Origin of the sequence: Barnesiella sp. ET7 (genome assembly GCF_024733785.1) — a bacterium.
In the GTDB taxonomy this organism is placed as follows: Bacteria; Bacteroidota; Bacteroidia; order Bacteroidales; family Barnesiellaceae; genus Barnesiella; species Barnesiella merdigallinarum.
On record NZ_JANRHM010000001.1, the window covers coordinates 84,620 to 103,674 of the forward strand.

Sequence of the window (19,055 nt, forward strand, 5' to 3'; positions counted from 1 at the left end):
CTCGCCTCAGTCCGGCTCCTGATGCAGACTATTTCACCAGCGAGAGGCGCACCGAGATACCGTAGTTGCTGTTGGTTATCGGGTAGGACGACGAGGATACCAGCGGGGTGTTGATCTGGTGGTCGAAGTAGGCTCCCACCGTGATGCGCTTGCTCAGCACGTAATTAGCCGTGAGCTCGATCATGGTGGTGCGGGTGCCGCTGGTGGCCTGGGTAAAGTTCTGCTCGATGCGGCGGATGAGCGACTGATTCTTGCGGAACGAGAAATCGGCGTTGATGGTGAGGTCGTTGCTGACACCCGTTTGCGAGCCCCGCAGCTTCAGGATGGTGTTGAAGTTGGCAATCTTGTACCCGGCCCCGATAGTGAAATCGGTAGTCGTGGCCTCTACAATCTGGCCGGCGGCCGAGTTGAGGGTGAGGGTACGGGAGTCGTTGAACTTGATATTGCCGGTAATGTTGTTCTTCAGCGTGACCGAGAGACCGATAAGGGGGGCGAAACGCTCGGTAATCATCACCGACGAGATGTCGAAGGGCGACGAGGGTATGGGGTTGCCCGAGAGTTCGTCGCGGATGAAACCGAAATCGCCGTCCGACTCCACCCAGTTGAGGTACGACGAGTAGGAGCCCACCGAATAGGTACACTGGTAGGTGTGCGACAGGGTGAAGGCCTTGAAATACTTCTTGATCAGAGGCACCTGCATGAGGCCGTCGTAGGTGATGCGCCAGTTGGGCAGAATGGCCGTAATGTCGGGGAAGGGCGAGAGCCCTACCTTGTTGGCATCCATACCCGAATAGGCGGCCAGGAAGGCGGGTATCATCACGTCGGCCGAACTGCGGTTCACCCCGCCGTTGGCAGCATCGTAGGGCTGCCCGGCCAGGCCAGTCGAAGCGATAAATCCCCGGTTGGGATAGTTGCCCTGGGCATAGCGGGCCTCGAGACGCGAAGCGATAATCTCGCGGTTGCGCAGGAAGTCGTTGAAGGCTTGCGACGCATAGCCGTCTTTCGACGAGCTGCTGCGGAAGGCGGTCTTCAGGGCGATGTGGGTCTTGGTATAGCTTCCGCCCCGGGTGGTAGGCATGTCGGCATACATGAACTGCATCTGCGAGCTGCGCGTGTCGGTGCGGTTGCCCGTGAGGTTGATTTTCAACCCCCGTATCGGCTCGAGGGCAATCTCGATGTTGAACTCTTCGGTACGACCGATTACGGCGGGGCTTATCTGGGTAGAGTCGCACAGCAGCCAGCCGCGCTCCTTGGCCCGGTAGACATAGTTCTCGTCGGTGAACCCGAAGGCAAAGTCAAGACCGGGCGACATGGGACCGTAGGAGTTCGACTGCCCGAATATGTCGCCGATGTTGGGCGAGAAGAGGGGCAGCGAGGTGGTGTTGGTCTTGCGGTAGCGCACGCTGGCGTTACGCACCATCATCAGCCCCCGCAACGAATACTCGGCCGCCTCCTTCCAGAAGTTGGGTTTCTCCTTGCCGGGAGTAATCACCACATTCAGCCGCTGGGTACCCTTGTCGAGAATCATCACGCTGTTGGCGTCGATGACCTTGGTGCGCAGAGCCACCCGCTTGCCGGCATCGTCGCGGGCCACCACCTTCACCTTCTTGTTGTTGAGGTTGTGCCGCAAGGTCACCGTGGTGTCTTCGCGCAGCAGAATGGTGCGCTCGAACTTGCGCTCCTTCCTCTTAACCGACTGTCCCCGATTGCTCGACGAGAAACGGCGGTTGATCTTCTGCAGATATTTCGACTTGTTGTAGAGCTGCTCGAAGTTGAAGCGGCCATCGAGGCTGAGCTGTCCCTGGTTGCTGATGGTGTTGCCCAGATCGATGTCGCTCGATACCTGAGCTCCGCGGTCCCAGGTATAGGTGGCGTTGTACTTGGCCGTGAACGACATGTAGTCGATGACCGGTATCTTGCTGAACGGCGCGGTATACGAGGCGTTGAAAGTCTGGTTGTAGTTCCAGGGCGTACCCAGGTTCTTGATGCTGGTCATCACGGTATCTTTCCAGGCCCTGTACTCGTCGGGGAAAAGCTCTTTGTTGACGGCCCCCACAGGCTCCTCGATATGAGCGTTGGTCATGGTCTGCAGCGAGAAGTTGAGCGACTTGGTGAGATTCCACGACAGCGAGAACTGGCGGTCCCACAGGAAGTTCTTGCTCACGCTGATGGGTAGGGCCATACCGCCCGAACCGTTCACGTCGCGAATCTGCTGCTCGTAGTAGTAGCGCGACATGTTGGTATTGAACGCGATGTTGCTGGGCAGGTAGTAGAGTTCCCACTCTTTCAGGAACTTGAGGTGCTTCGACTTGCTCTTCAACCCCTTGAAGGGAACCCACGGTTTCACAAACGGCGTGTAGGAGTAGGTGAAGCTGCCCCGGTAGTCGTAGGTATTCTCGAACTCGGTCGTGGGGTCCTGGTTGGACTGCCGGTTATAGGAGTAGCTGATCGAGAAGTTACCCGGGTCGTAGGGCATGGGGTTCTTGCTGCGGATGTCGAACATCACGCCCGAGAGGCTGAGGCTCTCGACCGTCGAGCGCTCGATAGAGGCGTCGTTTATGGAGTCGCGCTCGTGCTGGCTGCCGGCATTCCGCAAGGCATCCTTGAGAAGAATATCCTGGTCGAGCGGGTTGTACTTGGGCGAAGTGCGCTGCTCGGTGAGCGAGTAGAACAGGGGGGCTCTGAGCTTGACCTTGTCGGGTAGGAAACGGCCCAACTCGACCATCGTGGCGATGTTGTACTGGTAGTAATCGTCGAGACGCCGCTCGGTGAGGCTCTGGTCTATGCCGCCGAAACCGGCCGTCTCTACATGGCCGGCAATATTGAGCGTGGCAATATCGGACAGTCCCAGGTTCATGTTGGCCTTGGCCGCCCAGCCGCCCGACTGGTCGAAGTCGGTCAGGCGCATTTCGTTCACCCAGATGGTAATCGACTTGGTGGCGTTGGAGTTGTTGCGCACACCAATCATCATGGTGCGCACGTCGCTCAACGAGGGGTTGCCCACGATGGTCACCTTGTTTTGCGCCTTGTCGGGGTCGTAGATCGAATAGCGGGTTTGGAAGGTTACGCCCGAACTCTCTTGCCGTTTCTTGGCATTCCGCTCCAGCTTCAGGTCGGTGAAGACCGAAAGCGGAAAGTCGAACATGTTGGACGAGGGCCAGACAGCCTCCTGGTCCTGCGTATTGTAGGTGCTGTATGTACCGGGCTCGGTGAGCGAGAGCGGTATCTCGTATTCGTAATAGTTCGATTTGTTGTCGGAACCCAACCGCAGGAATACCGACACGTCGCCATCGCGCAGGTTGGTGTTGTCGTCGATGAGCTTCTCGGCGTGGACAAACATCTGCAACCGCTTGTAGGTACGCATGTCCATGCCGCTGTTTTTGTAGACGGCACGACCCTCGCCGGTAGGCAGGTCGGTCACCTTCAACGACATGGCCTGCTCGTTGAGCTGGGTTATCTGCGACTGTCCCGGGTCGATGATACGGGTTACCCCCGGCGGCAACACATAGTTGACGGGCTCTTGCCCGGCATTCTCCTCGATATTGACTACCGAGACGTCCAGGTTGCCCTGGGCCGGCGAGTTGGTGGCCTTGTCTACGGCGTAGTCGTAGGTACGCCATTCGCCCCGCACCAGCTCGAGGGTGGCAAAGCGCAAGTGGGTCTCGACCTCGAAACCGGTCATAAACATACGGATGAAGCGGATGGTCTTGAAATCCTGAATAGAGCCCACCTTCTTCTGCGGTTGAGAGAGGGGCACCTTGAACTGGTACCACACGGCCTTGCCCTCCTGTCCGTTGCGGAGGGGTACGGTGGTCTCGCGCTTGTCGGTGATGTAGTTCTTGCCCACCACGAGGCTGTCGGGACAGAGCGAGATGCGGTATTGGTAGTAGCGTTCGTACTCGTTGAGGGTGTTGTCCTGGTTGATGTCCTCGACATCGGGCACACTCTTGGACGACTGGTAATAGGAGTCGGCCACATCCTCGGTCGAGAGCGAGTTGCCCTCGGTACCGTTGTAGTGCTTGTAACGGTCCAGAATCGAGGTCTGGGCATCGTCGTAGTCGTGGCCGCGGTAGAAGTGATAGTTATCGCCGGCGGGGTCGTTGAAGGGCGAGAACTGGTCTTGCCGCATCTCCTCAACCACGGCAGGCGACAATTTGGCCTCGAGCTTGGCCAGATAATCCTTATACGACGAAAAGCTGTACTCCTCGTCGTTGGTCAGACCGTCGAGACCCACATCCTGCAGGGTGCGGGTTCCGCTCGTGTTGTCGAAGGCGTAGGTAAGCGACTGCCGCTTGGAGACCTTACCCCAGGCCGTAGTGGCTATTTGGGTGGTGTCGCCATCGATGGGCAGACCGTTTTCGAACGACTTCATACCGTCTTTCAGAATATCTTCCGACACCTCACCCAGGTTGAAGTATAGTTCTCCGCCCTTGTGGTTGGTCTGGTTCTCGTCGAGGAAGGGGTCCATGAGCCAGAACTGGATATACTCGATGTTGGACGATTCGAAGTCGGTATAGTCCATTTTGCGCATGATACCGCCCCACCGTTTTTCGGGATTGAGCAACCGGCCCTGCTCGTCGATGTTGTCGGCATCGAGGTTGTAGGGGCCCCGCTCCTGCGGATAGTACGAGAGGTTGAGTGTCTGCTGCGTCGTGGATTCGCCGTAGTTGATCTCCTTGTTGGGGAAAATCTCGCGCACGCTCACCTCGCGCACGTAGGGGTTGGAGAGCTGGTCCAGGTCGTTCTTCAGGTGAGCGGGTATGAGGCTCGAGGTCTTCTGCGTGAACATGCGGTCGATGTAGTACCACGACAGCAAGGCGCGGTTCTGCCCGTAGCGCACGTCGTTGGAGTAGCGGGCTTCGGGGAAAAGCGCGTCGGAGGCGGCATCGTAGGGAGTCGAAGCCAGCGTCCACGAGTAGGGCGACTTGAGGTCGAGGCCCGTCTGGGTCGACTCGAAGTCGTCGATATAGGAGGAGCCTTGCGAGCTGCCGGTCTTGGACTGGTGGGGAATGAGCTGGGCAAACTCGGCGGTGAGGGCCAGAGTCGACGGCGCCGTAGCGTTGACGGTGGGAATCTTGTTCATCCAGTTGGTGAGCCACTGGAAACTGGTGTTGTACGACAGGTTCACACCCCACAGCGTGTTGTTGAGCACCTCGTCGCCCATGCTCACCTTCTCGGTCAGGGGCTTTTCGCTCAGGTGCATGATGGTGGCCCCGATGTTGAAGTCTTTGGAAAAGGCGTAGTTGAGGTCGAGGCCCAACATGGTCTTGCGCTGCATGTTGAACATCGACTGGTTCTCGAGCGAAACGCTGATGGGGGTACCCGACTCGATGATGCTCTGGTTCAAGATGGTAACGACACCCATGGCATAGTCGACAATGTAGTCGGAGTTCTCGACCAGCGTCATACCGCCGGCGGTCACCACCACCGACCCCCGCGGCACGTTCATGGCGTTGAGGCTTATCTCGGCACCCGACGAGGCCTTGTATTCACCGGTCATAATGAACTTGTTCTTCTCGGAAACCTGCTGGGCCACGGTGAGGGTCGAGTCGTACAACTCCTGATAGACATACTTCTCGGCAATGGCCGCGTTGCCTATCTGCTCGGCCAGGTGGCTGCCGAAGGGCTCGATGACCGGGAAGATGATGCGGCCGTTCGACGACTGTACGGTATAGCCCTCGATGTAGTCGAAGATACCGTCGGAATACTCGGTTTCGTTGGCATCCAGGCGGTCGAGGTTCATCACCTGCAAGAGGGTCTTGTTGGCAATGTTGCCCTCGGGTATGTTGTTGACGGCCACGCCGGTGGAGTCGCTCATATACTTGATATAGAGACGGAACTTGTCTTTCTGCACCTGATAGGCGCCTAACGAATAGACGTTTTTCATCATCAGGTCCCAGATGGGCAGCGCGGTCGATACGGTCGAACTCTTCAGCATCTTCAGGTAGAGGCACTGGTCGGTATCGGTCACATCGCCCGAAAACTCGCCCACCTGGTAGACCTGCCCGTTGTAGGTATACTCGTAGGCCACGGCCAGCATCTCGTCGGCATTGAGCTTGCTCTTGAGCGAGATGTAGCCCAACTGCGCATTCAACGTATACTCCGACGAGGAGAGCTTGCGGGCACTCTCGATCTTCACGTAATCCTGACCGCCCTCGATTCCGTAGGCCGAGAGGGGCTCCAGCGCCTGGGTCACCAGGTTGATGTTGCGGGCATCGGGGTAACCGTTCTTGATTTCGGAGTAGAGCGAGTTGGAGTTGTTCATCGGGTTCTGCTGGGCCGTCGTCGAAATCCAGTGCGAGTTACCAATGCGGTTACTCTCGGCCAAATCCATGAAGCCCACGATGTTGCGCGACTCTTCGTAGCTGCCCTGCTTGTTGGTAATCCACACCTCGATGCGGTTGATGCTCACCCCCGACGATACGTAGGGCAGCTTCGAGGCAAACTTGTCGTAGTTGTCGCGGAAGAAGTGGGCCAGGAAGAAGTGGCGGTTCTCGTCGTAGGCATCGGCCTGAATCTCGAAGGGGGTAGTCTGGGCACCGCCGCTGGCGTTGACCGTCTTCGACTCGGACTGCTGCTGCGAGATCAGGGCCGTGGCGGTGAGCTTGCCGAACTGCATGGTAGTCTTGATACCGAAGAGGGCCGTGCTGCCTCGTATGAGCGACGACCCGGTAGTCATGCTCACGTTACCGGCCTCGATGTTCTTGATGATTTCGTCCTCCTTGCCCTCGTATTGCAACTTGAGGTTCTTGGAGTCGAAGTCGAAGGTCGCATCGGTGTTGTAGTTCATGTTGAACGACATCTTGTCGCCCACCTTGGCGGTGACCGATGCCTGTATCTTTTCGTCGAAATCGAAGTAGGTCTTTTTACGCGAACTCATCGGCAAGGCCGGGTTGTCGAGCTTGTTGTACTTCAAGCCCATATTCAGCTCGATAGAGCCCTGGGTGGTCAACTGCACGCCGCCGGGGCCGAAGACCTTCTCGAGGGGCCCGAGCGAAAAGTTCATGTCGAGGAAGTTGAACTCCGACTTGCTGTTCTCGGCAAAATTCTGGGCATTGCGTTCGCGGTAATACTGCTGCATCGACTTGCGCAGCGTGTACTCGTTGTACTCGTCGGCCGAGAGCATGAAGGGGGTAGTGACATCGACACCGGCCACCCGCGTGTGAATCACATAGCAGTTGGTCTCGGGGTCATACTCCACCTCGGTCTTCAGGTTCGACGGGTTCTCCAGGTCTACGGGGGCCTTCTTGTCAATCTCGTCGTACGACTCGGGCACCGTTTTGGCCACGGGGAAACGCATCTCTATCGAGTCGGAAGCCGGACGATCGGCACTCCCCGCCTGCGCCGCCTGGGCGTTGCGCGCGGTATTCTGCGGCTCGGCCACCTGCAAGGCAGCAAAAGCGGAATAGACACCTAATCCGCTCAAAGCCAAAGCCACTATCGTTCCAATCCTTATCCGTCTTCTCATTCGATACTCCTGCACATAATCCCCGCTCGCCTTTCAAAGAGAAAAGGCACTGCGTCGGTATCAGAGCATTTTCAGAGCCTGTTTGATGACCGCCTCGACCTTCATCGAAGGGGTCTCGCGCAACAGTTTCTGCACCGCCTTTTGCGATTGAGGCTGCGAAAAGCCAAGCATCACCAACGCCGCCACGGCTTCCTCGTAAACCTCGGAGGCTGCGGGCGTACTTATTACTAACGGATTGTCGGTAGGTTTTATTTTATCCTTCAAGTCAACAATTACACGTTGTGCCGTTTTCGCCCCGATTCCCTTCACCGATTTCAGCAAATTCAGATTCTCCGAGACGATGGCCTGCTCCAGTTCGGCCGGATTGAGCGACGACAGAATCATGCGCGCCGTGTTGGGCCCCACCCCCGAAACCGAGATGAGCGACACAAACAGCTCCCGCTCGTGACGGTCGCCGAAACCGTAGAGCTGGTAGGCATCTTCGCGGATAGCCTCATACACATAGAGCCGCGCCGTTTTCCCCTTGGCCAGACCCGAATAGGTGTTCAACGAAATATTGAGCAGATAGCCTATGCCCATGCACTCGATTACGGCCGTGGCAGGAGTCACCTCTACCACCTCGCCGGTAATATATTCGATCATAATCCTCTCTTTTTCAAATTATTCATATTCAATAACCCGGACCTCGACCGGGATGCTCCCGGCATCGGCCCCTGCCGCTTGCCGGCCACGGCGGCCCTCGCCCGTATCGGATTGCAAACTTAGCAATTTATCGGGAATCGGGGAAATATCGCCCCGCCAAATCGCACGGGATGCACCCCCGCCGACCGGCCTGTGGCCGAAATAATTTGGCCGGATTGTACGTTTATCGATATAGAAATAGTTGTCTTTGTGGTATTTTTTCTACTTTTGTATAGATAAACGGAGCGGCCGCCGGGCACCCGGGCAGGAGTTCTGCCGGAGGAGCTGCGGGCGTTCCATGGAGTTACGAATCTATCATCACTCTCGAAATGAAAAGAATAGCATTTACCCTCATGTGCGCCATCGCACTGATTTCGTTCCGGGCCCAGGCCTTTACACTGGAAGATATTACGTCCGAAAAATTCCGTCCGCACGATGTGGCCGAGACCTACCCCTCGACCGACGGGGTGCACTACTACGCCGCCACCAACGGCAACACCCGCATTGTCAAGTGCGAGTACCGCACCGGCCACGAGGTCGACACCCTTTTCGACGTGAAGACGGCCCGCGAGTGCAACCTGAAGAGCTTCGACGGCTTTTCGCTCAGCCCCGACGAGAAGCACCTGCTCATCTATGCCGACTCCGAACCCATCTACCGCCGCTCGTTCAAGGCTACCTACTACACCTTCGAGATACGCCGCAACCTGCTCAAGCCGCTCTCCGAGGGGGGCAAGCAACAGGTGGCCGTCTACTCGCCCAACGGCCGCATGGTGGCCTTCGTGCGCGACAACAACATCTATATCAAGAAACTCGACTACGGCACCGAGGTGGCCGTGACCCGCGACGGCAAGCGCAACCAGATTATCAACGGTGTGCCCGACTGGGTCTATGAGGAGGAGTTTGCCATGACTTCGACCCTGCAATGGTCGCCCAACGACGAGACGCTGGCCTTCGTCAAGTTCGACGAGAGCCAGGTGCCCATGTATGCCTTCCAACTCTACGAGGGCTACTGCCCCGCCTACCCCGAATACCGCTTCTACCCGGGCAGCTTCACCTACAAATACCCGGTAGCGGGCGAGACCAACTCGCGGGTATCGGTCTACTCCTACACCGTCGACACGCGTGCCCTGAAGGAGATGAAGCTGCCGATTTCGGCCGACAGCTACATCCCCCGCATCCAGTTCACCCCCGACCCCGACCGGCTGGCGGTGGTCACCCTCAACCGCACCCAGAACGAGATGGACATCTACGCCGTCAATCCCAAATCGGGCGTGTCGAAACTGCTGTTGCGCGAGACCGACAAGGCCTGGATCGACGAGCCCATTCTCGACAACCTCGCCTTCTACCCCGACTTCTTCATCCTGGCCAGTTGCCGCAGCGGCTACCAGCACCTCTACCGCTACAACTACAACGGCACGCTGGCCCGCCAGATTACCCGCGGCGAGTGGAACGTGACGAGCTTCCTCGGCTACGACGCCAACAGCGGCTCCTATTTCTACGAATCGAATCAGGAGGGCCCGCTCTACAAGGCCATCTACAAGATAAATGCCAAGGGGGTGGAAACCAAGCTCTCGACCCTGAAGGGCACCAACACCGCCGTGTTCAACCCCTCGTGCACCTATTTCATCAACCGGTACAGCAGCAGTAGCGAGCCGCTGGTGGTGACGGTGTGTGATGCCCGCGGCAAGACGCTGCGCACCCTCGAGGACAATGCGGCTCTCAAGACCTTTGCGGCCCAGAGCCAACTACCGGTGAAGGAGTTTTTCACCTGCCCCAATGCGGCGGGCGAACCGATGAACGGCTACATGCTCAAGCCGCTCGACTTCGACCCGTCGAAGCGTTACCCGGTAGTGATGTCGCAATACAGCGGACCCGGTTCGCAATCGGTACTCGACGACTGGAAAGTCGATTGGGAGTATTACCTGGCCAGCCAGGGATTCATCGTGGCTTGTGTCGATGGTCGGGGTACCGGCGGCCGCAGCCGGGCCTACGAGACGGCCGTCTACATGCACCTGGGCAAATACGAGACCGAAGACCAGGTGGCCGGGGCGCGCTACATGAGCACCCTGCCCTATGTCGACGGTAACCGCATCGGCATCTACGGCTGGAGCTACGGCGGATACGAAACCCTCATGGCCATGTCGACCGGCGGGGGCATCTACCGCGCCGGGGTGGCCATCGCTCCCGTGACCGACTGGCGTTACTACGACACCATCTACGCCGAGCGTTTCATGCGCACCCCGCAGGAGAACGGCGACGGCTACCGCCAATCGGCCCCCATCACTCACGCCGCCAACCTCAAGGGCAATCTGCTCATCGTCTCGGGCACAGCCGACGACAACGTACACTATCTCAATACGTTGCAATATTCGGCCGCCCTGGTCGAGGCCGGTATCCAGTTCGATTCGCAGATCTACACCAACAAAGACCACCATATCCGCGGCTGCAACACCCGGCTGCACCTGTTCACGCGGGTGTGCAACTTCTTCAACGACAAGCTGAACCGATAAACACCTGCCTACCCCGTGATGAAGAATCGTGAAATAAGCTGGACCAACATCTACTCGCTGCAGCTCCTGCCGGCTGTCGTGCTGTGGGTGCTCACGCCTCTGCTCGAAGCGCGGACGACGATAGTCGCCTCGATGGCCGTGGGGGTGGTCTGGATTGTGGTCTCGATTTTTCTCAGCAAACTCTACAAGGGGTGCGGCACGATTGGCTGGGTAGTCGGCTGGGCGCTGGCCGTGAGCGGCGTGCTGTGGCTCGGCCTGGCGCTGCTTCACCTCCCGTTTGTCCCGATGGTCCTCTTCCAGGCTCCCTTCATGGCGTTGCTCACCTACCTGTTCGAGCAGCGCAACATACAGCCCCCTTTCTGCCAGCAGTGCGTCATCAAACGGGGCGGCATCTGGGAGCGCAATCTGCTGGGCGACTATACCCGGCTCGAGGCCTACAACATCATTCGCATCCTCCTCTTCGGAGCCCTTATCGTGGCGGCGGTCGCGTGGGCGCTCTTCCTCTGGGGCATCGATACCCAGAGCCGGCTGGGCCGCTATTTCTACCTCTTCTTTCCGGCTGCCCTGTGCGTGGCCCTTATCCTCTTCGAGACCATTCGCCGCTGGCTCTTGGAAATGGCGATTCATCCGTCAGGGAAAGGGGGGAAGTTGGCAATACCAGTTGAGCCTAAAGGAGACAAACAATTCTTTAGTATCATCCGAATTATGATTATTGGTCATGAAAAAATTTTTCTGATAGAACGTCCAAAGGATGAATCAATATGGTATAATGGTTCCGGGCTGGATATTCCGTTGCAACATACTTATTCAGACTATTGCTTAGACCCAAAGGAAGAGAAACTGAGAGCCTGCCAGATTATCCAGGAAGAACTACAAATCGAATCGCCCAATTTGAAACATTTAAGTTCAACTGTTTCTGAAAACAAATTACGAAGAACAGGAGTCTATCTTTTATTCCTTTCGAATAACGATACACCCCAAATGAATCGCTACTCCGGCCGCTGGTATACGGTCGAAGAGATTGCCCGGCTCAATCGGGAACACCGGCTCCATCCCCTCTTCCGGGAGTGCTACGCCCGCCTCTGCACGGTGGTCAATGCCGCCCGCACCTACCGCATGAACGGCGAACGGCGATACCCTATCCGGGGCTACAAACCGGCCTTTACGCTGCGCCACCTGCAAGAACTGAATATCGAGTTCGACGACCCCACCTGGCTCTACGTGAGCCGCCACAACGAAGACCAGCTGCTGGGGCGCATCGACCTCTGGTTCCAAAAACTGTTACGAAAACGTCACTCTTCAACCTGCTGCGATGCTTGACTTGATAACCATACTGGGCCCCACCGCTTCGGGCAAAACCTCGCTGGCCGTCGCCCTGGCGGCCCGCCTCGATACTGAAATCATCAGTGCCGACTCGCGCCAGATATACCGCTCGATGGATATAGGCACGGGCAAAGACCTGGCGGAGTATACCGTGGGGGGCAAGACCATCCCCTACCACCTGATAGACATCTGCCCCCCGGGCTACAAATACAATCTCTTTGAGTACATCCGCGACTATCATCGGGCCTACGACGAGATTGTGGCGCGGGGCAAAACACCCATCCTCTGCGGGGGGACCGGCCTCTACATAGAGGCGGTGCTCAAGGGCTACTCCCTCCCCCCGGTCCCCGAAAACCCCGAGCTGCGCCGGTCGCTCGCCGACAAGTCGCTGCCCGAGCTCGAGGCAATACTCAAGACGTACAAGACACTGCACAACCAGACCGATACCGACACCTGCAAGCGGGCGATACGGGCCATCGAGATAGCCGAGTACTACTCGCGTCAGGAGCCTTCGCAACTGGTTCCCCACCCGGTGGAGCACGCCCTCATCGTGGGGGTAAACATCGACCGGGAGAGCCGGCGGGCCCGCATCACCCGGCGACTGCACGACCGCCTCGAGGCCGGCATGGTGGCCGAGGTGCAGGGGCTGCTCGACCGGGGCATCGACCCCGAGGCCCTCATCTACTACGGGCTGGAGTATAAATACATCACCGAGTACCTCATCGGACGCACCACCTACGACCAGATGGTCTCGCTCCTCGAGATTGCCATACATCAGTTTGCCAAGCGGCAGATGACCTGGTTTCGCGGCATGGAGCGGCGGGGATTCCACATCTTCTGGCTCGATGCCTTCCTCCCGATGGAGGAGAAGCTGGCCCGCATCGAGACCGAGATAGCCCGCCGATAAGACGCGGTCTGTTGGATATTTGGGCGCAACTTGACCGATATACAAACCGAGGGCCGTGCCAGTTCCGGCACAGCCCTCGCCATATTTTCTGAGGTTAGTTACCTTTCGGTGGGTTGGGTTCACTCGTGTTGGACTGCTTTTGCGGCTCGCCATAGACCTCGTCGTAGAAGCGTTTGTAGCGCTGCCACTGGGGGTCCTCCTCCCACAACAGGCGGTAAGGCTCCCGCTCCATCTCGGTCAGGGGAATACCCATCTGATTGTTATACTCCGTCTCACTCAGTTGTCGCCGCACCTCCCGATTCCAGGCTGAAATAGAGCCATCTTCTTGCAAGGCTCGGCGCGAAAGTCTAATCATATTAGCAATTTCTCCATCTGAGAATCTCATGCCCGGCCAGAAAATCCGAAGCATATTTCTTAAATCACCCCATAACTCCTGCCCCATAGAGGTGTGGATACCCGAGCCGGCCATATCCGCCAAAAATTCTTCTGCATCATACAAACGACCTTGCCAAGAATTTCCGCTTAATTTCCAATCAACGGGCATAGCCCGATAAACTTTCATCAAAAACTCATCTTTGAAATAGGAGTTGCCAAAGAGAGCATCAAGCCCCCGATGACCTACCGCCTCGTGCAACAGAACATGTTGCAAAATTTCATAGGAGGGAATATTATCAAGAACAATACCTATACTCCCTTCATTTAGATAAAACCCTCCTATTAAACCAATATGTCTTTTATCATTAAGAACAGACTTTGGTATATCCGACTCATGCTCATAGATATAGACATTGTCGAGCCCCATGCGGTCGGCCAAATCTTTGGTAAGGTGGTATTTCCCGCGGGTAGACATCTCGCGCCAAGCCTGATCTTTGGCCGGGTCGCGCAACACCGTCTCCAGCGGGTCGGGTTCGTGCAGCGCCCGCGCCTCCCGGGCACGTTGTTTCAGTTCGCCCGTGGAGATGGGGCGCATCATGTCGATGTCGACATCGGGGACCTTCACCGGCTTTTCGTACTGCGGGTGCATCACGGTAGCGGTGCGGGTCTCGGGGTCGTAGTCGACAACATCGGTCGTAAAACCATCGTACTCGAGGGTACCGATAATCTCCTGCCGGTCGCGCAGGGCCACACTGCGCCGGCGGTTGACCACCCGGCCCAAGCCTCCGGCCACGCTCCCGACCGTAGCCCCCGCCGCCATACCAACGGCGGCATTCTGCAAAATGGAGCTGAGGGTGGGATAATCTTCGGGATTGACATAGACCATACGACCCACGTCGTGGATGGCCGAGTTGGCCCCCTCGGAAACGGCACCGACCCCCGCATCCTTGACTACCCCGAGCGTAGTGCGGGCAAAATCGGTATAGTGCAGACTGTTCATCAGCTTGGTCGCCTCGCGCCGCGCCTCCTTGTTCTTGAGCAGCTCATCCTTGAAATATTGCGAAGCCCGCCGCTTGACGCCCCTCGAGAGGTTGCCGAGGTAGCGGCTCTGGAGCAGGGCATCGAAGAGGAAATCGGCCCCCATGCTGATGGCGGTATAGGCCGCCCGCTGTCCGGCCGAGAGCGGTTCGCCCGTCTCCTCCTCGTAGTTGTCGAGCTCCATTTGCGCCTGGGCATGGCTCTCGGCCACCGACGACCCCACGCTGGCCACCCCGGCAGCCACACCCACCGGCGCCGAGATAGCCCCCAGCGCCACGGGGATACCCATGCGGGCCACATCGGAGAGGATTTCGCCGGCCACGGCCGCCCCCTCGGTCTCGGGAAAGGCGTTTTCGGTGGCGCGAGCCTCCTCCATGATGCGCCGCCCTTCGTTGCCCCACCGGGCCGTCTCGGAGAGTTGGCGGGCAATCTCGCCCTGCGGCAGCCCTTCGCCCTGCAAACGGCGATACTCCTCGAGCCCCTCCAGCTCGATGCGGGGGCGGTCGACGGGTTTCTGCTCGGGCTCACGGCCCAGCGAATCGGCCTTCTGCTGCAACTGCTCCGGCGTGCTGCCCGCATACTCGGGCAGGTGCTCCAGCGCGCTTTTGGCGGCATCGCTCTTGTCGTCGGAGAAAAGGTCCTGAATATACCCTTTGGAATATTTCAGGTCGTTCCAGATGCGTTTCCCCGCCAGGTTCAACCCTTCGGTGAGCGACTGCAGCTTGCGCGGCTCCTCGACCTTGAGGTCGGGATTGACAGGGAAATCGGGCTGAAGCGGGACGGTCACCTGGTGCGACGGCACGGCACCCGCGCCCGCCGGGAGGTTCTCGCCCGGCAACGGAACCATATAGGCCGGCAGGTCGCCGTCGGCCCCCTCCTCCTGATTCCGATACAACTCTTGCAGATAGGGATTGATAAGGTCCCAGCCATATATCCCGTTACCCTCGACAGAGGGCATGCTTTGTAACTTGTTCATACTCTTCGACAGATAAAATTAGTTTGTAACTCGATGGCCCAGATACTTGGCCAGCAGGCAGGCCAGTTTGCGGGGGAAGCCGGCCGATACCAGCAGGTTGAAAAGGTGGTGTTTGCACTCGAAATCGTTGTGCCCCGCCTGCAACGCCTTCAGCAGCGCCTTCTCGCTCAGGGCGGGACAGCGCGACTCGGGCCGGTATTGCCCCGACGCGAAGTCCGACCACAGCCGGAAGTTGCGGTATCGACGCTCTTTCTCGTCGAACGAGCGGGGAAGCCAGATGGCGGCGATACCCGAGTCGATGTCGCGGTCGGGTTGCCGCAGCAGCTCCAGCACTTCGCGCAGGGCCGCAAGCTCGCGGCGGGCCTCCCCGCGACGGTCGTCGGGGTCGTCCTCGCGGTGCAGGTCGTCGAGGTAAGCCCGGCACGACTCCAGGAAACACTTCCCCCCGCCCATATAGTCGGCGAGCTGGGGCGATTGGGGAGCCGACTCCCCGTTGGCAGTTATGCGATTGCTCATTGTAAAATGGATTTTTAGTTAAACAAATTCTTCAGCGTGTTGAAAGTCGACGAGAAGGAACTGCCGAGGATATTGCCCATGTAGTTCGACTTCACCGGTCGGTAATACTCCTCCAGAGCCGTACGGGCCGAGAGGTAATTCTTGAGTGCATTCTCCTTCCAGCCGGTCGCATAGCTGGCCACCTGGCTCACCGCCTTGCCGTAGGCCTGGTTTTGAGCCTTCTGGGCAGCCGTAATCGACTCGGGAGTAGCCCCGGTGACACTGGCCTTGTTTTTCAGAGCCTGGGTCGAGGTAGCCATCTGCTCGCGCATATCGCTGAGCAGCCCCCTCACGTCCGACCGGTCGAGCATGTTGCTGTAATAGGTGCGGTTGAAGAGGTTGTCCAGTTGCGACAACTCCTGCTCATACTGCTGTTGCTGTGCCTGCAGGGCCTGGTTGGCCTGCTGTTTCCCCTTTTGCGTGGCAAAGAGACTGCCCAACAGAGGAATGGCGGTAGAAAGTACATTGTAAATCATCTCCTGCTTGTTTGTTTATGGGTTGGTAATATCTGCCGCAAATATCTGTCGCCCTGCGGCGATAATCGTGGCACGATTGAAAAATGCGCGGCATACCGGCTGCAACCCGGTCTGTCATTACGATAGCAAAAAAGTCATAACGGTTCCATTTTTTACCATAGGTTTAATTTAGGAATAAACTCTTTTCTTATTTTTGTGACAAGACTTCTGGATGGCGCCACCTCGTATCTCGTAGACCTCTATTACAAGGATGAGAACAACCAAAAAGTCTACAAACTGAAAGATGAAGAGACTACGACCACGAGCCTTCAGGTTTCGGGTCTGGAGGTTGAGACCACCTACTTCTTCACCGTTCGCGGCAAGAACGCCGCCCAGCTTTCGCCCTACTCCGAAGAGTATGCCATCTTGTCCGAGCTCGTTTCGCCCGACCTCATGTCGTGTGTCGAGTATACCGGCGACTCGTTCAAGGCCCGCTGGCGTCCGGTCGAGGGTGCTACCTCCTACCTGGTAAGCGTCTATAATCTGGTGGTCGACAACTACACGATGGAGCCGAATTATCTGCTGCGCCAGGAAGAGACGACCGACACCTGCATGACGGTAACCGGCTGCGACCCCTCGCTCACCTACTACTACATTGTACAATCGAAGGGTGCCGGCGTATCGGCAGAGTCGGGATATGCCATGCCGGCCGTTCCGCAACTCACCGCTCCCCTGCCGCTCGAGCCTACCAACATCACCTCGAACAGCTTCACCGCCAACTGGGAAGAGGTTCCCTATTCGCAAGGCTACATCCCCTTCCTGTATAAGGAGCATACGGCTCTGGCCGACGAAAAGCTGTCGATTATCGACACCGACTTTGCCGATGCCGTTTGCCCGCCCAGCTACGAACCGTGGGGCGACATGACCATCACCGATCCCTTCGAATCGTTCAGCCCCTACTACTTCGACGAATTTGCCGGCATGGCCGACTGGTACATCAGTGTAACCGCCTTTGCCAACGGTGCCCTGGGTATCGACAACATGTATCCCGACTTCTTCGACATGGGCTACATGATTTCGCCGAAACTCGACTTCTCGCTGGGCGACGGTACCGTAACGATCGACGTCGACTGGTTGAGCATCCACGCCTCGTCGACTACCGATGTATTTGCCATCGTTGCCTTTGCCACGGTAGTCGAAGACAATAGCATCAACATCGAGGGTACGCCGCAAACCTTCCTGGTTCCCAAAGGCACCTTGAAGCACGAGACCATTACGCTCACGGGCGGACAACCCGACAGCTACCTCATCATCTTCACCGAAGACAACGGTATCATCATGCTCGACAACCTGAAGGTAGAGATGAGCATGAACAAGGACCAGAAGGTGATGCTCCCCTTGCAATCGCTCTTCACCGAAGAGACCCACATGGACTTCACCAACCTCGACAACTTCCCCGGCGAGCGTTATGCCTATAACGTATCTTCGGCCTACCTGGGCGACGGAACCTTTGTATACCAGAGCGGATACTCCGACCTGCAATTCATCGACCTCCTCCCCTCGTCGGTAACCAGCGAGAAGTTCGACGGTGTCAAGGCCTACGTGAGCGAAGGCAAGCTGCACGTTGTCAACCCCGACAACGAGCCGGTCAACCTCTACGACGTCAAGGGAGCCCTGCTTCTGTCGGTTCCCGCAGGTGAATCGGAGGGCGTCTACGACCTGCCCGGTGCGGGACTCTACATTGTAAAAGTGGGTAACCATGCCATCAAGGTGGTTCGGTAACAATCCACATATAGTTCAACCTATATAAAAGCGGGGGCGGCTCAATTCGTTGAGTCGCCCCTCTTTTTTCAACCGTTTATCGCCGTACGGACGACTCGCCCGCCCCAGTCTAAGCCAGGCAACAGCAGAGTCAAAAAAAGAGCCAGTCTCACCTCACAGGAGGCGAGACTGGCTCTTTTATCCGTATAAATAGTGATATGGTTCGTTGCGTGTTTTCAGATGCACTCTTCGTTTCTCTGCCAGGTACCCGTCTTGTCGATGACACCCCACAGCGTATCGAGTTTCACCTCGGCGAGCCCTTTGGAGAAGGAGTCGGCCTCGTCGTAGAGGAAGGGCAGAAACTCCTGCCCGGCCTTGTCGATGTAGCCCCATTTCCCGTTTTGTTTCACGGCGGCGACATCCTCCTTGAAGTTCCAGGCAAAATCGTATTGCAGCGGTATGAGCAGGTGGCCCGTCTTGTCGATGAAGCCCCACTTCTCGTCCATCCGCACGGCAGCCAGCGATTCGTTGAAACACCACGAGTCGTCGAAGCGCGGCGGAATCACCACCTTGCCCGAGGGGTCGATAAAGCCCCATTTGTCGTGCAGCTTCACCGGGGCGAGGCCTTCGTGAAAATCGGCAATATGCTCATATACGATAGGGACTATCTCCTTACCCTCCTGGTTGATGTACCCGTATCGGCCGTTTCGCTCTACCAGGGCCAGACCGTTATGAAAAGAGTGAGCCCAATCGTAGTCGAACTTGACTACTGCCAGCCCGTGCCGATCGATGAACCCATACTTGTGGTCGATCATCGCCACGGCAACCCCCTCGTGAAACGAGTGGGCGGCGTCGAATTGAGGAGCAATAAATACCTTACCGGAGTGCTTCTCCCGGTAGCCATATTTCCCCGATTCGTCCTTGAACGACTCCAAATCGGGGAACCCTCCCAACGAGTTAAACTTCGAACTGCTTTTCATAAGTCGGTAAGAATAAAAAGGAAACG

10 protein-coding genes are annotated in these 19,055 nt (G+C 57.5%); 4 read left to right on the forward strand and 6 right to left on the reverse strand.

The genetic code is table 11. The annotated features are described in order from the left end of the window. Nucleotides 1–28 precede the first annotated feature (28 nt). Both sprA and ruvA read right to left on the reverse strand, forming a co-directional pair. Complete coding sequence (sprA, locus tag NW211_RS00270) at nucleotides 29–7,468, reverse strand: cell surface protein SprA (RefSeq protein ID WP_258326459.1); 7,440 nt, start codon at nucleotides 7,466–7,468, stop codon at nucleotides 29–31. A gap of 60 nt (nucleotides 7,469–7,528) precedes the next feature. Next, a complete protein-coding gene (gene ruvA / locus NW211_RS00275) occupies nucleotides 7,529–8,110 on the reverse strand; it encodes a Holliday junction branch migration protein RuvA (protein ID WP_258326460.1) in 582 nt (193 codons plus the stop codon). Between the two features lie 368 nt (nucleotides 8,111–8,478). Here ruvA and NW211_RS00280 point away from each other — a divergent pair, with 368 nt between their 5' ends. Genes NW211_RS00280 through miaA form a run of 3 tightly spaced genes read left to right on the forward strand, consistent with a single transcriptional unit; the run spans nucleotide 8,479 to nucleotide 12,889 of the window. Then, nucleotides 8,479–10,659 (forward strand): S9 family peptidase, encoded by a 2,181-nt coding sequence (locus tag NW211_RS00280; protein ID WP_258326461.1) that lies wholly within the window; start codon nucleotides 8,479–8,481, stop codon nucleotides 10,657–10,659. Between the two features lie 18 nt (nucleotides 10,660–10,677). Further along, the gene (locus NW211_RS00285) at nucleotides 10,678–11,979 is read left to right on the forward strand and encodes a hypothetical protein (RefSeq protein ID WP_258326462.1); all 1,302 of its coding nucleotides are present in this window, start codon (nucleotides 10,678–10,680) and stop codon (nucleotides 11,977–11,979) included. Continuing rightward, nucleotides 11,972–12,889 (forward strand): tRNA (adenosine(37)-N6)-dimethylallyltransferase MiaA, encoded by a 918-nt coding sequence (miaA, locus tag NW211_RS00290; protein WP_258326465.1) that lies wholly within the window; start codon nucleotides 11,972–11,974, stop codon nucleotides 12,887–12,889. Before NW211_RS00285 ends, miaA begins: the two co-directional genes overlap by 8 nt. Nucleotides 12,890–12,983: 94 nt before the next feature. Here miaA and NW211_RS00295 read toward each other — a convergent pair whose 3' ends face one another. The 3 genes from NW211_RS00295 to NW211_RS00305 are packed head-to-tail and all read right to left on the reverse strand — an operon-like array spanning nucleotide 12,984 to nucleotide 16,309. Further along, a complete protein-coding gene (locus tag NW211_RS00295; RefSeq protein WP_258326467.1) occupies nucleotides 12,984–15,278 on the reverse strand; it encodes a hypothetical protein in 2,295 nt (764 codons plus the stop codon). A gap of 18 nt (nucleotides 15,279–15,296) precedes the next feature. Continuing rightward, on the reverse strand, nucleotides 15,297–15,794 hold the full coding sequence (locus NW211_RS00300) for a hypothetical protein (protein WP_087408110.1): 498 nt from the start codon (nucleotides 15,792–15,794) through the stop codon (nucleotides 15,297–15,299). Between the two features lie 14 nt (nucleotides 15,795–15,808). Beyond that, nucleotides 15,809–16,309, reverse strand: coding sequence for a hypothetical protein (locus NW211_RS00305; RefSeq protein WP_087408111.1), 501 nt, complete (start codon nucleotides 16,307–16,309; stop codon nucleotides 15,809–15,811). A gap of 195 nt (nucleotides 16,310–16,504) precedes the next feature. Between NW211_RS00305 and NW211_RS00310 the strand changes: the two genes are divergently transcribed. Continuing rightward, nucleotides 16,505–18,070, forward strand: a complete 1,566-nt coding sequence (locus NW211_RS00310) for a fibronectin type III domain-containing protein (protein ID WP_258326469.1) — start codon at nucleotides 16,505–16,507, stop codon at nucleotides 18,068–18,070. 215 nt (nucleotides 18,071–18,285) lie between these two features. On the opposite strand, the gene NW211_RS00315 is transcribed toward NW211_RS00310, so the two are convergent. Continuing rightward, nucleotides 18,286–19,029, reverse strand: a complete 744-nt coding sequence (locus NW211_RS00315) for a WG repeat-containing protein (RefSeq protein WP_158096841.1) — start codon at nucleotides 19,027–19,029, stop codon at nucleotides 18,286–18,288. Nucleotides 19,030–19,055: the final 26 nt, after the last annotated feature.